This window comes from Actinomadura verrucosospora (genome assembly GCF_039540335.1).
GTDB lineage: Bacteria > Actinomycetota > Actinomycetes > Streptosporangiales > Streptosporangiaceae > Spirillospora > Spirillospora verrucosospora.
In genome coordinates, this window is the sequence record NZ_BAABEV010000002.1 from 152,697 (window position 1) to 166,290 (window position 13,594).

The window sequence follows — 13,594 nt, forward strand, 5'->3', positions numbered from 1 at the left end:
ACGTTGGAGCGGTGCGCGCACGAGACCTCGCCGTCGAATACCCGATCGTCACGCCGGACAGCGGTGCGCTGGACGCGGCGCGGCTGGTGGCCGAGCACCGGCTCGCCGGGCTGATCGTGGTCGACCCCGGCCGCCGGCCCGTCGCGGTGATCCCCGCCTCCCAGCTGCTGCGGTCCATCATCCCCCCGCACGTCCGCGACGACCCCGCCCTGGCCCGGGTCTACGACGAGCGGCACGCCGACATGCTGTGCGCCCGGCTCGGCGAGAAGAGCGTCGCCGATCTGCTCGGCGAGGAGCGCAAGGCGCTGCCCGTCGTCGACGCCGACGCCACCGTCATGGAGATCGCCAGCGTCATGGCGGCCGACCGCAGCCCCGTCGTCGCGGTGAGCGGCGAGGCCGACCGCACCGACGCGCCGATGATCGGCGTCATCACCGTCGCCCACCTCCTCGACCGGCTCCTGCCCGAGCGGCCGCCGAGCTGAGCCGGAGGCCCCGCCGGCGCCTCCCCGGGGTCATCGCGTGAGCGGGGTCTCGGCCTCCACGCGGGTCAGCTTCTCGGGATTGCGGACGTAGTAGAGACCGGTGATGCGGGCACCCTCGACGCGGACCGCCAGGACGCCGTCGAGCTCGCCGTCCAGCCGCATGACGAGCGCGGGGTTGCCGTTGACCACGGTCTGCTCGACGGTGACCGTGCTCTTCACCCTGCCGGTGCCGCCGACGATGTAGCGGGCCACCTTCTCGGCGCCGGTGACCGGCCGGAGCGCCGCCTGCTTGAGCCCGCCGCCGTCGCCCACCATCACGACGTCGGGGGCGAGCACGTCGAGCAGCCCCTGGAGGTCGCCGGTGTCGAGAGCGCGCCGGAACGAGTCCAGCACGGCCCGGGTCTCGGCCTGCGAGACCGCCTCGCGGGGGCGGCGGGCGTCGACGTGCCGGCGGGCGCGGTGGGCGATCTGGCGGACGGCGGCGGTGCTCTTGCCGACCGCGGCCGCGATCTCCTCGTAGCCGACGTCGAAGACCTCCCGCAGAACGAAGACGGCGCGTTCGGTGGGCGCCAGCGTCTCCAGGACGAGCATCAGCGCCATCGACATGCTCTCGGCGAGCTCGACGTCCTCCGCCACGTCCGGCGAGGTGAGCAGCGGCTCGGGCAGCCAGGGCCCGACGTAGGCCTCCCTGCGCCGCGTCATCGTCCGCAACCGGTTGAGCGCCTGCCGGGTGGTGATCCGGACCAGGTAGGCGCGCCGGTCGCGCACCTGCGCCAGGTCGACCTTGACCCACCGCAGCCAGGTCTCCTGGAGGACGTCCTCGGCGTCGGCGGCGGAACCGAGCATCTCGTAGGCGACGGTGAAGAGGAGGTTGCGGTGGGTGACGAAGTCCTCGGTCGCCGGGTCGGCGGCGCGGTCGCTCACGGAATCATCCTTCCTGCACGGGTCGCCCACAGGACACCGCGGGCGGCCCGTCCGTAACACCGGCGCGCGTGTGCTCCGTCACATCCGCGCGTGCGGTCAGTGGAGGCGGTGGTGGAGGGGTGTGGCCAGTTCGGCGGTGCTCAGCGTCAGCGCGACGGTGTAGTCGATCAGGTGGTCGCGGTCGACGTCCAGGTCTCCGCGGAACCAGGTGGTGAACAGCTCCCAGAGCCCCGCGGTGAGGGTCAGGCCGGTCAGTTCCACGTCGACGTCGGGAAGCGGGACCTGGTCGAGGGTCTCGTGGGTCTGCGCGGCGAAGATCACGGCCATGGTCCGGATGATCTCGATGCGCCGGCGCTGGAGCAGGGGCGAGGAGGGGAACGCGTGGGTGAGGATGTGGGCCCGGCGCGGGTCGGTGGTCAGGAAGTCGAACACGGCGGTGACCACGGCGCGGGTGCGGGCCTGCGGATGCCGGGGCGCCCGGCGGGCGGCGGACAGGATCACGTCGGTGCCCCGGGCGACCTGGTCGTCGACGATCGCCAGGAGGAGGGCGTCGCGGTCCGGGAAGCTCTCGTAGAAGTAGCGGTCGTTGAGCCCGGCCTCGGCGCACACCTTCCGCACGGTCGTGGCGGCCCACCCCTGGGTGCCCAGCAGCTCCAGCCCGGCCGCCAGCAGCGCGGCCCGGCGGCGGGCCCGGCGCTCGTCGGCGGGCACGCCGCCGTAGGGGCGCGCGCGGGGCGGCTGGGACGTCACAGCCCGATTGTGCCGCATCCCTTGACTTCCTCCGCAAATCTGGAGACGGTACTCACCAGATATTTCTGGTGTGTCGCATCACCAGAAACTCGGTCGCGACGAGACGGGAGCGTGAGGCCCGGTGGCCACGGAGATCCCCCCGCAGCTGAATCTGGCGGACATCGACCTGAGCGACCTGCGGTTCTGGGCCCGTCCGCTGGAGGAGCGGGCGCGGGCGTTCGCGCTGCTGCGCGCCCAGCCGGGCCCGGTGTTCTTCACCCTGCCCAAGCTCCCCTTCCTCCGGCAGAGCCCGGGATCCTGGGCGCTGGTCCACCACGCCGACGTGACGGAGGCCAGCCGCCACCCGGAGATCTTCAGCAGCGAGCCCAGCGCCACCAGTCCGGCAGACATGCCGCGCTGGATGGACGGCTACTTCAACTCGATGATCGACATGGACGACCCGCGGCACGCCAAGATCCGCCGGATCGTCTCGCGGGCGTTCAGCCCCAGGATGCTGGCCAGGGCCGAGGACGACATCGCCCGGCGCGCCGCCCGGATCGTGGACGAGCTGGTCGAGGCCGGCGGCGGCGACTTCGTGTCCGGGGCGGCGGCGCGGCTGCCGGTCGAGGTCATCTGCGACATGCTCGGCATCCCCGCCCGGCACCACTGGCGGGTGGTGGAACTGACCAACATCATCGTCGGCTACAGCGACCCCGAGTACGTGGGCGCCACCCTCGAGTACCGGGACGGCGCCCCGAAACCGGGCCGGCTCGGCACGCTGCGCATGCTGGGCACGGTGGCGTCCGCGGGGTGGCGGCTGCACCGGCTGGCGGCCCGGCTCGGGCGCGAGCGCAGAGCGTCCCCCACCGGCGACCTGACCTCGGCGCTGGTGAACGCCAACGTCGACGGCGAACGGCTGACCCCGCGCGAGTTCGCCACGTTCTTCCTGCTGCTGGTGGTGGCCGGGAACGAGACCACCCGCAACGCGATCGCGCACGGCCTGAAGCTGTTCACCGAGCACCCCGACCAGCGCGAGCTGCTGCTGGCCGACTTCGACGGACGCATCGCCGGGGCCGTCGAGGAGATCGTGCGCTTCAGCAGCCCGGTCATCTTCATGCGGCGCAACCTCACCCGCGACCACGAGATGAACGGCCACACCTTCCGCAAGGGCGACCGCGTGACGCTGTTCTACTGGTCCGCCAACCGCGACGAGGCGGTCTTCGCCGACCCCGACCGGTTCGACATCACGCGCTCGCCGAACCCGCACGTCGGGTTCGGCGGCCCCGGGCCGCACTTCTGCCTGGGCGCCAACCTGGCACGGCGAGAGATCACCGTGATGTTCCGCGAGCTGTTCACCCGCCTGCCCGACATCGCCGCGGGGGAGCCCGACCGGCTCAAGTCCGGCTTCATCAACGGCTACAAGCGCCTGCCCTGCACCTTCACCCCTCCGCCGGCCCGGCGCTGAGCGGCAGGGGCGCGGTTCACTGCTGGCCGGACAGCGGCGGCCGGCCCGAAGGCTCCGCCTCGTCCCGCCTCGCCTCCCGGTCGGCGGCGGCCCCGTCGGCGGGCTGGGGGACGTCCTGCCTCCGGCGTGCCCCGTCCGGCCGGGTGCGGGACGGCCGGACGTTGCGCCAGCGGATGAAGGGTTCGACGCCACGGGCGATCAGCGGCCCGGCGATGGCCAGCATCAGCACATAGGCGGCGGCCAGCGGCCCGAGCCGGGGGTTGATGCCGGCGGACACCGCCAGCCCGGCGATGACGATGTTGAACTCCCCGCGCGGGACCAGTGCCGCTCCGGCCCGCAGCCGCCCGCGGGCGGCCACCCCCGCGCGGCGGGCGGCCAGCCAGCCCGAGGCGAGCTTGGTGGCGATCCCGGCGACGGCGAGCAGCGCGGCCACGCCCAGCACGGGCGGCAGCTGGCCGGGATCGGTGTGCAGGCCGAAGAACACGAAGAACACCGCGGCGAACAGGTCCCGCAGCGGCGCCAGCAGCTCGCGCGCGGTGTGGGCCAGCGGGCCCGACAGGGCGATGCCGACCAGGAACGCGCCGACCGCCGCCGACACCTGCAACTGCTGGGCCACGCCGGCGACCAGCAGGGTCAGGCCCAGCACCTTCAGCAGCAGCACCTCGTCGGTGGGGCTGGCCACGAACCGTTCCACCAGCCGGCCGTGCCGCAGCGCGACGAACAGGATCAGGGTGATGGTGGCGGCGGCGATGCCGAGCGTGGTCGCCCCGGCGACCAGGGAGGCCCCGGCCAGCAGCGCGGTGAGGATCGGCAGGTAGGCGGCCATCGCCAGGTCCTCGAACACCAGGATCGACAGCACCGCCGGGGTCTCCCGGTTGCCCAGCCAGCCGAGGTCGCCCATGACCTTCGCGGTGATCCCGGACGAGGTGACGTAGGTGATGCCGCCGAGCGCCACCGCGGCCACCGGCCCCCAGCCGAGGATCAGCGCCACCGCCACCCCGGGAGCGGCGTTGAGCACGAGGTCGGCCAGTCCTGCCGGAGCCGAGGTGCGCAGGGTTCCGACGAGCTCGCCCGCGGTGTACTCCAGCCCGAGGGTGAACAGGAGCAGGATGACCCCCACCTCGGCGCCGAGCGAGACGAACTCCTCGCTGGCGCCGAGGGGCAGGATGCCGCCCGAGCCGAAGGCCAGCCCGGCCACCAGGTACAGCGGGATCGGTGAGATGGAGAAGCGGACCGCCATCGCGCCCAGCAGCCCCAGCGCCAGGACGATCGCTCCGAGTTCGATCAGTTGTGTCGCGGCATGCACGGTCCTCTCACCCGCCGTGCAGGATGGCCGCGACGGCGGCCGTCCCCTCGTCGGTGCCGACCACCACCACGACGTCCTCGGCGCGGAACTCGAAGTCCGGGCGCGGGCTGGCGATGACCTCGCCGTCGCGCACCACCGCGACGATCGAGGCGCCGGAGCGGGTGCGGGCCCGGGTGTCGCCCAGCCGGCGCCCCGCGAACGGCGAGGCGGCCGTCAGCAGGATCTGCTCGGTCACCAGCCCCTCGACCTGCCGGTTGAGCTCGGCCAGCCGTTCCACCACCCGGCCGGTGCCCAGCAGCTCGGCGAGGGCGTTGGCCTCCTCGGCCGCCAGCGCCACCGACACGACGCAGGTATCGGGATCGTCCTTGTCGTAGATCACCAGATCGCGGCGGCCCGTGCGGTGCGACACCACCCCGATCTGGCGCCCCCGCCCGGTGGTGAAGACGTGCCGCAACCCGATGCCCGGCAGCGATGTCCGCTCGACGTCCATGACCCTCTCCCGCCTTCTCCGTGATCTCCGTGGCCGCACGGAGGATGCCCCGGCGCGCCCGTGCGCCGGCCCGGCCGTCCCTGAGCGCCGCCCGTGGGGTTTCGGACATGGTTCCAGAACCGACCGGAACACGACCCTAGGCGAAACCCGTCCATGGAAGCGCAGCCCATGGTGCCCGGCGGGCAGGGTCATCCGCTGGTCGCGGGAGACTCCTGCCGCGGAGCACGGTCCGGGTCGGGGTGCCCGGGCGCTGCCCGGTGCCGTCGCAGAGCCGGATTGAGGAGGCCGAGGGAGACGACCGCGGCCGCCGCCGCCAGGCCGCCGACCAGGAGGGCCAGGGGCGCGGAGGTGGCGGACGCGAGCAGCCCACCGCGGAAGTTGCCGAGCTCGGGGCCGGCGACGCCGATGACGTGCTCGACCGAGGAGACCCGGCCCCGGAAGTGGTCGGGGGTCTCGACCTGGACCAGGGCGCCGCGGGTGATCACGGCCACGGTGTCGGCCGCGCCGGCCGCCGCCAGGCAGGACAGCGCGAGCCAGAGAGGCCCCGCCAGACCGAAACCGGCGAGGGCCAGCCCCCAGACCGAGGCCGCGACGAGCTGGGCGAGGGCGCCGCGGCGGAGGCGGGTGACCGTCCCCGAGAACAGGCCGGCGCCGAGCCCGCCGACCGCGATCGCGGACAGGAACAGCCCCAGCGTCCGGGGATCGCCGCCGAACCGGAGCTCGTTGACCATGGGGAAGAGCGCGATGGGCATGGCCAGGACGGTGGCGGCGAGGTCGACGCCGAAGGACCCCCACAGGATCGGGTGCCGCAGGACGAGCCGCCAGCCTCCCGGGAGCGGCCCGCGGCGTTCCTCTCCCGGCGGCCGCTCATCCTCGGCGCGCCGGACGGGCATCGCGGGCAGCCGGATCACGGCGACCAGCGACGCGGCGGTGGCCAGGGCCTGGACCGCGTACGCGGCGGGGTAGCGCCACTGCGCGAGCACGAGCCCGGCGACGGCCGGCCCGACCAGCATGGACGCCTGGAACGCGACGCTCTGCAGGGCGAGCCCGGCGGCGACCTGGTCGGAGGGCAGCAGCCGAACGGGGAAGGTGCGCCGGGCCGGCGCCCCGAGCGCCGCGCAGCCGGTCTCGACGGCGACCAGGGCCAGCAGCAGCGTCACCGACCGGTTCCCGGCGGCGGCCTGCGCCATCAGGCCGAGGGACGCCAGCGCCTGGCCGCCGGTGGCCGCGCGGACGAGGCTCCTGCGGTCGACGGCGTCGGCCAGCGATCCGCCGACCAGGCCGAGCACGAGCATGGGCACACCCGTGGCCAGGCCGATGGCCCCGGTCCACAGGGGGCTGCGGGTCAGTTCCCAGACCTGCTGCAGGACGGCGACGACGGCGATCTGACGGCCGATCGAGGCGAGCGACGACCCGACCCACAGGTCGCGGAACGCCCGGCTCCCGCGCAGCGGACGGACGTCGATGAGCCGTTCGCTCAGGGCCACGGCTACGGTTCGGCCGGGGCGGGCGCCGGGGGCGCGGGATCGGGAGGCACGGCGCCGAGATGGGAGAGGATCCTGTCCTTCATCGGCCGCCGTGCCAGAGCGCGCTCCAGCTCGGTGACGACGGCGCTGAGCCGATGCGGCACCTCGTCGTCGAGTTCGGCGACCGCCGCCTCGGTCGCGCGCCACTCGGCCTCCAGGAACGGGACGAGGGCGCGGCCCCGGTCGGTCAGGGAGACGCGGCGCGTGCGGGCGTCGGCGCCCGGCTCGGAGTCGACCAGCCCCTCGCGGCGCATGGCCGCGATCGTCTGGCTCATCGCCGAGTGGGAGCGGTCGAGCGAGGCGGCCAGTTCGCGGATCGTCAGCGGGCCGGTATGCGCGAGACGGATGAGGGGGTAGGCGAAGCGGGGGCGGACTCCCCGGATGCCTCGGTCGGCGTACAGGGATTCGATCTGGGCGTCCAGGCCGGCCAGCAGGGTGTGCAGCGCATGCCACCGCCCCGGCGTCGCGGTCGGGTCCGAGGATGTCACAGCGCTAATATAACAGCGCTGTTGCATGCCTGTCCCCTCCGGACCACGCTCAGCGGGGCCGTGGTGGGTAGAAGAGCCTGCAAGGGATCCGAAAACGGGGAGGCCGTCCGCGGTGAGCTCACGACCCGAGATCGACACGACCGTGCCGCATTCGGCCCGGATCTGGAACTTCCTGCTGGGCGGTACCGACAACTACCCCGTCGACCGGCAGGCCGGAGAAGGGATCTTCGCGGTCTTCCCCGGGATGGTCGCCATGGCCCGGCAGTCCCGGCGGATGCTGCAGCGGGTGGTGCGCCACCTGGCGGGGGAGGCGGGCGTCCGCCAGTTCCTGGACATCGGGACCGGGCTGCCCACCATGGACAACACCCACGAGATCGCCCAGCGGCTCGCCCCGGCCTCCCGGATCGTCTACGTCGACAACGACCCGCTGGTGCTGACGCACGCCCGGAAGCTGCTGACCAGCACGCCCGAAGGCGCCACCGACTACGTCGAGGCCGACGTCCGCGAGCCCGAGGCGATCCTCGCCGAAGCCGCCCGCACCCTCGACTACGACGAGCCCGTCGCGCTCATGCTCATGGGCATCCTCGGGCTGGTGGGCGACTACGACCGGGCCCGTTCGATCGTCGACCGGCTCATGGCGGCGCTGCCGTCCGGCAGCTACCTGGCCGTCTACGACGGCACCGACAGCGACCCCGCCTACGCCGCGGCCATCCGCACCTACAACTCCGCGAGCGGCGCCGTCCCCTACATTCCACGCACGCAGGAGCAGATCGCCGGCTACTTCGACGGCCTGGAGCTGCTGGAACCCGGTGTCGTGCCGGTGACGCGATGGCGGCCCGACCCCGGCCAGGAAGACGTCCCCGAGGTGTCCTGCTCAGGCGGATTGGCCCGCAAGCCCTGACACCCGTCTCGCCCCTTCAACGCACCCCGGACGGACCCGTCTCCCTCGTACCGGTGGCGGGCACGCCCTCGCTGTGCCGCTCCGCGATGAGGGACGCGGAATGGCCGACTTCCGGTTTCCGTAAAACGTTTGTTTTCTGCTTTTCATGGCGAAGTCTCGGCCGTCTCGTGGGATGCCATGCATTGCGGTAAAGAATGACTTCGTGTCTTGCCGCGAAACCGGCAATGCGGGGGTCTCGACGTGATCGTGTGTTCAGATGAACGCGGAAGAGAGATCGTTTCGGACCTGCGTGAGGAGTCAACGGCATGAGGCATCGGGGAGCTTGCATCACGGCGGCGGTCGGTGTCGTCGCGGCCGTCGCGTCATTCGGGCACGCGTCGGCGGCGGACCACCGTCCGGGATCCGTGCTGGTCCGCGAATCGTTCACCGGAGCCACCGCGGACTCGCGCTTCGTCGGGTACGGGTCGGCCTGCCTGACGGGCGCGCCGCGGGGGAACCCGGCGGCCGAGGCCACGAACCACCCGCTGAGCGGCTGCCGCCGGGACCCGGTCGGTCCGGTGCCGCCGGGCGACGCGGCGACGCGCGGATATCTGCAACTCACCGACGCCCATTTCGAGCAGACCGGCGCCGCGCTGTTCGACTCGCCCGTTCCCACGCGCGGCGGCCTGGAGGTCACCTTCGAACAATGGCAGTACGGCAACACCACGCGGGCTCCGGCCGACGGGATCTCGTTCTTCATGACCGACGGCGCCCGGGGCCTCAACACGCCCGGGGCGTTCGGAGGGAGCCTCGGTTACGCCCAGAAACTCCCGGGCGGCCGGGCCGGCGAGCAGTTCGTCCCCGGAGTCGACGGCGGGTACCTCGGCATCGGGCTCGACGTGCTCGGGGACTACTTCGGCGACGGTGAAGGGCGCGGGAACGGCTGCGAGCGGCGTTCCCCGGCCGGGACGGTGTTCCGTCCGCCCGCTCCCGGTCCCAACGTCGTGACCGCGCGGGGCCCCGGGAACGGCTCCACCGGATACTGCCTGCTCGCCGCGACCACCAAGAACAAGACGACCAGGGGCCCGTGGCGATCGTCGCTTCCGGGGCGGCTCCACGGAGACCTGAAGACGATGCCCGCCGGCGTCACGCCGAGCCGAGCCGAAAAGCTGCTCGAACCGGTGAAGCGAGTCGTCCGCGTGTCGGTGTCGCCCGGACCGAATCCGGTGGCGACGGTCGACGTCGACTTCCGGGACGGCGCCGGTTTCAAGCGGGTGCTGAGGTTCGCCGCCCCCAGGCCCGTCCCGAACACCGTCAAGTTCGGCTTCGCCGCGTCCACGGGCCCGCTCACCGACGTGCAGCTCATCCGCCGGGTCACGGTGCGCTCCCAGCGCGACTGAGCCGAACGGCGGACCGCGGCTCGACGGACTCACTCGGAGCCCGTCGAGCCGCGGCCCGCGGATCGTCCTTCTCCCGTACTAGGTGAACGCTGCGACTCCCTCGTACTGGCCTTGAGGTGCTCGGCCGGTCGTCTCGTATTCGAGGAGCAGCACACCCGCCGGGGTGGCCTCGTGGCGGACGAGGCGCAGCCCGTTCGGGGCGCCCTGCGCGTCCAGAAGGCGCCGGCCGCTTCGCAGCACGACGGGCGCGACCACGAGGCGGAGCGCGTCGATCAGGCCCGCCGACAGCAGCGAGTCCCCCAGGTGGGAACTGCCGTGGATCTGGAGTTCCCGCCCGGGCCGCGCCTTGAGGCCGGCGACCGTCTGGACCGGATCGCCCGCGAGCACGGTGGTGGGGTGCCAGGTCCCCTCGGTGAGGGTGTCGGACACCACGTATTTCGGCAGCGCGTTCATCCGTGCGGTGAAGGGGTCGGCCGGATCGGTGATCTTCGGCCAGTCGCGCGCGAACGCCTCGTAGGTGCGCCGGCCGAGGAGCAGGCCGTCGGCGAGGTCGAGCCACTCGGAGGCGCGCCGGACGAACGTGGCGTCCATGTGGGGCACGAGCCAGCCGCCGCGGGTGAAACCGTCCGTGGTGTCCTCGTCCGGCGAGCCGGGGCCCTGGCTGACTCCGTCGAGCGTGACGAACTCGGTGAGGGTGATCTTCATCGTGCGGTGAGCCTCTCCGCGAAGGCGGCCAGCTGGCCGGCGACCGTCGTCCAGCCGTCGGCGAAGCCGAGTTCGCTGTGGCGGGCGCGGGCCTCGGTGTCGCGGTGCTGGACGACCAGCCGGTAGGCCGTGCCGTCCGGATGGTCGTCCATCGTGATCGTGGCGGTCATCGCGACCGGTGCGGGGTGCGCGGGACGCCACGTGCTGTCGATCGCGTTGGTGAACACGATCCGGTGGGGCTCCTCGACGGCGAGAAAGCACGCGTCCATGTGCGGGCCGAAGTGGGTCCCGTCGTCGCTCAGCCGCGTGACGAACGCTCCGCCGGGCCGCGTGTCCAGATGGTCCACCCGGCAGTGGGACGGGGCCGGGACCCACCACTGTTCGAGCTGGGATGGATCGGTCCAGGCGCGCCACACGGTCGCGCGGGGAGCGCGGATGATCCGCTCCAGGCCGAGGTCGAGATCGGGGTTCATCGGCCTTCTTCCTTCGGGTCGGTGACGAACTGTTCGAGGCGGTCGGTGCGCCCCTCCCAGATCCGGCGTTGCTCGGCGAGCCAGTCGTCGACGAGATCGAGCCTTTCGCGGTTGAGCACGCAGGTGCGCACCCGACCGGACTTGAGGGTGCGGATGAGCCCGTTCGACTCCAGGGTCCGCACGTGCTTCATGAACGAGGGGAGGGTCATGGGGAACTCGCGGGCGAGGTCGCCGACGCTCGTCGGCCCGAGCCCGAGGCGCCGGACGACGGCGCGCCGGGTCGGGTCGGCGAGGGCGACGAACACGCCGTCCAGCTCCGGCGAATACTGTGCCATAAAGCTAAGTATTGCCCGAGCGTCATGGTTAGCGCAACGGCTAAGTATGCGGCGGTCTCTTCCCGGCGCCGGTTTCCGGCCGGTCGGTGAGGAGTTGCCAGGCGTGCAGGGCCATGAGGTAGCCGAGGGCGCTGGCGGGGACGTAGAGCTCGGGGCCGAAGATGTCCTCAACCCGCGCTGGTCTCCCAGCGCGGCCGCCGCGTCCTGTCGGCGCCCGTCCGCCTGCTCTGCCGGTACGCGCTCCGGTCCGTCAGCGACCCGCGGTTGCGGCGGCGCCTGACACCCCGCTACGAGCCGGGATGCAAGCGCATCCTCGCTTCGAGCGAGTACTACCCGACGCTCAACCGGCCCGACGTAGCCGTGGTGGACAGCCCGATCGTCGAGATCACCCGCCACGGCGCCCGCACCGCCGCCGGCGTCCACCACGCCTTCGACACCCTTATCTGGGCCACGGGGTTCCGCTCCCAGGACTTCGTCGCGCCCATGCGCGTCTTCGGCGCGCACGGGCAGGAGCTCAACGCCGCATGGAAGGACGGCGCCCGCGCCTACCTCGGCCTCGCCGTCACCGGCTTCCCCAACTTCTTCCTCATGTACGGGCCGAACACCAACGTCGGGTCCGGCTCCATCGTCCACATGCTCGAAAGCCAGGCGGCCTACATCGTCCAGGCCGCCCGGCTTCTCGCGGGAGGCGCCACCTCGATGGACGTCCGCGCTTACCCCTTCCCAGCGAAGACCTTCACGGCCGCCGCCGTGATCAGAGCCCTGCGGGCCGGCGCCCACAACCGCTGCTTGGGACCGGCGTCGGCCATCGCTGCAGTTCCTTCGTCGGATGGTGGACGACCACTATCGTCCCCATCGCGATGTCGAGAATGCGCGAACCGCTCCGACCAGCTCATGAGGGGGCGCGGGCCGGCACGGCCGCGTCCCACGAACGGCGACCGGAACGAAGGAGAAGGCGATGTCGCGCAACATCAAGACGGGTCACCACCTACCTGGACGGATTCCGTAAGAGCGACCACGAGCAGATCCTGTCGTGCCTGACCGACGACATCGAGTGGACGGTCTTCGGTGCCTTCCACCTGACGGGCAAGGAGGCCTACGACAAGGCCATCGACGGGCCGCCCGAGCTTCTGGACCCGCCGCGTCTGGAGGTCGTGCGCATGGTCGAGCAGGGCGACGTGGTGATGGCGGAGCTCACCGGGACGGTGGAGCGGGCCGCGGGCGGAGAGATGCGCATGTCCATGGCGGAGGTGTTCGTCATGCGCGACGGCAAGATCGCCGAGCGGCGCGCCTGGGTCGTGGAGCTCAAGGAGAACGACTACCGCTGACCCGCCCCGCCACCCGGGCGGCCCCGCCGGCGCCGCCGGCCGCCCGGCGCCTCCCGCGCCGGGGCGGCCCCGTCGAGGCGGGGCGTCCGGCGGCGAGCAGGACTCCGGCGCCGCCGAGCACGAGACCGGCGATCACCAGGGGGTGCAGCGCCTGGCCGGCGACCAGCCAGGCCAGCACCGCCGTGACCGACGGGGTCAGGAAGAACACCGTGCTCACCCGGGTCGCCGACGAGCGCGCCAGCATCCGGTTGAGCAGCAGGAACGCCGCGATGGAGTTGACGAGCACCATCCACGCGACCGACCCTCCGAACGCCGTCCAGTCGGACACGCGCGGGGTCTCCACGGCCAGGCTGAGCGGGCCCACGGCCGCCGCGCCGACGAGGACCTGCGTGGCCGTCCCGGTTCTGACGTCCATGTCGCGGACGAAGCGCTTCTGGTAGAGGGTGCCGAGGCTGAGTCCGCCGAGGCCCGCCAGGCACAGCGGGATCCCCCAGGCCGACACGCTGACCCGGTCGGCGACCGCGAGCACCACGCCCGCCGCGCCGAGCGCGAAGCCCAGGGCCTGCCGCCGGTCGACGGTCTCGCCCAGCAGCCGGGCGGCCAGCGCGATCACCACCGGATTGAGGCCCTGGACGAGCGAGATCACCGCCGCCGGATAGTGCAGGGAGAGGGCGGTGTAGAAGCAGCCGAACTGCACCGCCTGGATGAGCAGCCCCGTGACGGCGACGTGCGCCAGCGCCCGCCCCCGCGGCCATCGGGCGCGCGTGACGAGGGCGTACGCCGCGAGGAGCACCCCGGCGACGGCGAACCGCGCGAACATCAGCAGCAGCGGCGGGGCCGCCCTGACGCCGGGGACGCCCGCCACGAACGCGCTGCTCCACAGAACGGTGAACAGGGCGGGCGCCAGCGCCGCGCCCGCCCGCGTCCCGCGGCGGCCGCCCCTTCTTCGGGCGGGAGAGGGCGCGCGAGCGCCGGCCGGCAGGGGAGGAGCGGGCGTCCCCGGCTTCATGAGGGTCCTTCCGTTGCGGGGGCGTGCAGGGGCGACCGGCCCGCCCGGCCGCAG

At 72.8% G+C, this 13,594-nt stretch carries 16 protein-coding genes; 5 read left to right on the plus strand and 11 right to left on the minus strand.

Going from position 1 to position 13,594, the window contains the following annotated elements; all coding sequences use genetic code 11:
- The first annotated feature begins 11 nt into the window (after positions 1-11).
- Complete coding sequence (locus tag ABD944_RS03105; RefSeq protein ID WP_345172136.1) at positions 12-482, plus strand: CBS domain-containing protein; 471 nt, start codon at positions 12-14, stop codon at positions 480-482.
- 30 nt (positions 483-512) lie between these two features.
- Here ABD944_RS03105 and ABD944_RS03110 read toward each other — a convergent pair whose 3' ends face one another.
- Positions 513-1,406, minus strand: a complete 894-nt coding sequence (locus ABD944_RS03110; protein WP_345172138.1) for an RNA polymerase sigma-70 factor — start codon at positions 1,404-1,406, stop codon at positions 513-515.
- Between the two features lie 96 nt (positions 1,407-1,502).
- Positions 1,503-2,156 carry a TetR/AcrR family transcriptional regulator gene (locus ABD944_RS03115; protein ID WP_345172140.1) on the minus strand — a complete coding sequence of 218 codons (654 nt, stop codon included), beginning with the start codon at positions 2,154-2,156 and terminating at the stop codon, positions 1,503-1,505.
- Between the two features lie 121 nt (positions 2,157-2,277).
- Here ABD944_RS03115 and ABD944_RS03120 point away from each other — a divergent pair, with 121 nt between their 5' ends.
- Positions 2,278-3,600, plus strand: a complete 1,323-nt coding sequence (locus ABD944_RS03120) for a cytochrome P450 (protein ID WP_345172142.1) — start codon at positions 2,278-2,280, stop codon at positions 3,598-3,600.
- A gap of 16 nt (positions 3,601-3,616) precedes the next feature.
- Here the strand turns inward: ABD944_RS03120 and ABD944_RS03125 are convergent, their stop codons facing one another.
- From ABD944_RS03125 to ABD944_RS03140, 4 genes are all read right to left on the minus strand, one after another.
- The gene (locus ABD944_RS03125) at positions 3,617-4,906 is read right to left on the minus strand and encodes a cation:proton antiporter (RefSeq protein WP_345172144.1); all 1,290 of its coding nucleotides are present in this window, start codon (positions 4,904-4,906) and stop codon (positions 3,617-3,619) included.
- Between the two features lie 7 nt (positions 4,907-4,913).
- Positions 4,914-5,396: a cation:proton antiporter regulatory subunit gene (locus tag ABD944_RS03130; RefSeq protein ID WP_345172146.1), complete on the minus strand. Its 483-nt coding sequence runs from the start codon at positions 5,394-5,396 to the stop codon at positions 4,914-4,916.
- A 188-nt stretch (positions 5,397-5,584) separates the two neighbouring features.
- The gene (locus tag ABD944_RS03135; RefSeq protein ID WP_345172148.1) at positions 5,585-6,883 is read right to left on the minus strand and encodes an MFS transporter; all 1,299 of its coding nucleotides are present in this window, start codon (positions 6,881-6,883) and stop codon (positions 5,585-5,587) included.
- A gap of 2 nt (positions 6,884-6,885) precedes the next feature.
- Positions 6,886-7,410 (minus strand): MarR family winged helix-turn-helix transcriptional regulator, encoded by a 525-nt coding sequence (locus ABD944_RS03140; RefSeq protein ID WP_345172150.1) that lies wholly within the window; start codon positions 7,408-7,410, stop codon positions 6,886-6,888.
- Positions 7,411-7,522: 112 nt separating this feature from the next.
- Here ABD944_RS03140 and ABD944_RS03145 point away from each other — a divergent pair, with 112 nt between their 5' ends.
- On the plus strand, positions 7,523-8,311 hold the full coding sequence (locus ABD944_RS03145) for an SAM-dependent methyltransferase (protein ID WP_345172153.1): 789 nt from the start codon (positions 7,523-7,525) through the stop codon (positions 8,309-8,311).
- 305 nt (positions 8,312-8,616) lie between these two features.
- The gene (locus tag ABD944_RS03150; RefSeq protein WP_345172155.1) at positions 8,617-9,690 is read left to right on the plus strand and encodes an L-type lectin family protein; all 1,074 of its coding nucleotides are present in this window, start codon (positions 8,617-8,619) and stop codon (positions 9,688-9,690) included.
- 78 nt (positions 9,691-9,768) lie between these two features.
- Here ABD944_RS03150 and ABD944_RS03155 read toward each other — a convergent pair whose 3' ends face one another.
- From ABD944_RS03155 to ABD944_RS03170, 4 genes are all read right to left on the minus strand, one after another.
- Positions 9,769-10,395 (minus strand): dihydrofolate reductase family protein, encoded by a 627-nt coding sequence (locus ABD944_RS03155; RefSeq protein WP_345172157.1) that lies wholly within the window; start codon positions 10,393-10,395, stop codon positions 9,769-9,771.
- The gene (locus ABD944_RS03160) at positions 10,392-10,868 is read right to left on the minus strand and encodes an SRPBCC domain-containing protein (protein WP_345172159.1); all 477 of its coding nucleotides are present in this window, start codon (positions 10,866-10,868) and stop codon (positions 10,392-10,394) included. Before ABD944_RS03160 ends, ABD944_RS03155 begins: the two co-directional genes overlap by 4 nt.
- Complete coding sequence (locus ABD944_RS03165) at positions 10,865-11,203, minus strand: ArsR/SmtB family transcription factor (protein WP_179842476.1); 339 nt, start codon at positions 11,201-11,203, stop codon at positions 10,865-10,867. The genes ABD944_RS03160 and ABD944_RS03165 overlap by 4 nt, the downstream gene beginning before the upstream one ends.
- A gap of 329 nt (positions 11,204-11,532) precedes the next feature.
- Positions 11,533-11,655: a hypothetical protein gene (locus ABD944_RS03170; protein ID WP_345172161.1), complete on the minus strand. Its 123-nt coding sequence runs from the start codon at positions 11,653-11,655 to the stop codon at positions 11,533-11,535.
- A gap of 408 nt (positions 11,656-12,063) precedes the next feature.
- Here ABD944_RS03170 and ABD944_RS03175 point away from each other — a divergent pair, with 408 nt between their 5' ends.
- The gene (locus ABD944_RS03175; RefSeq protein ID WP_345172163.1) at positions 12,064-12,531 is read left to right on the plus strand and encodes a nuclear transport factor 2 family protein; all 468 of its coding nucleotides are present in this window, start codon (positions 12,064-12,066) and stop codon (positions 12,529-12,531) included.
- On the opposite strand, the gene ABD944_RS03180 is transcribed toward ABD944_RS03175, so the two are convergent.
- On the minus strand, positions 12,509-13,540 hold the full coding sequence (locus ABD944_RS03180) for a DMT family transporter (protein ID WP_345172165.1): 1,032 nt from the start codon (positions 13,538-13,540) through the stop codon (positions 12,509-12,511). The two genes, ABD944_RS03175 and ABD944_RS03180, sit on opposite strands and share 23 nt — an antisense overlap.
- Positions 13,541-13,594: the final 54 nt, after the last annotated feature.

What these genes read in the sequence shown, in the direction of transcription:
- ABD944_RS03175 (WP_345172163.1), top strand. Translation starts at nt 12,064, where the DNA reads ATGTCGAGAATGCGCGAACCGCTCCGACCAGCTCATGAGGGGGCGCGG.
- ABD944_RS03130 (WP_345172146.1), bottom strand. Translation starts at nt 5,396, where the DNA reads ATGGACGTCGAGCGGACATCGCTGCCGGGCATCGGGTTGCGGCACGTC.
- ABD944_RS03155 (WP_345172157.1), bottom strand. Translation starts at nt 10,395, where the DNA reads ATGAAGATCACCCTCACCGAGTTCGTCACGCTCGACGGAGTCAGCCAG.
- ABD944_RS03165 (WP_179842476.1), bottom strand. Translation starts at nt 11,203, where the DNA reads ATGGCACAGTATTCGCCGGAGCTGGACGGCGTGTTCGTCGCCCTCGCC.
- ABD944_RS03180 (WP_345172165.1), bottom strand. Translation starts at nt 13,540, where the DNA reads ATGAAGCCGGGGACGCCCGCTCCTCCCCTGCCGGCCGGCGCTCGCGCG.
- ABD944_RS03160 (WP_345172159.1), bottom strand. Translation starts at nt 10,868, where the DNA reads ATGAACCCCGATCTCGACCTCGGCCTGGAGCGGATCATCCGCGCTCCC.
- ABD944_RS03150 (WP_345172155.1), top strand. Translation starts at nt 8,617, where the DNA reads ATGAGGCATCGGGGAGCTTGCATCACGGCGGCGGTCGGTGTCGTCGCG.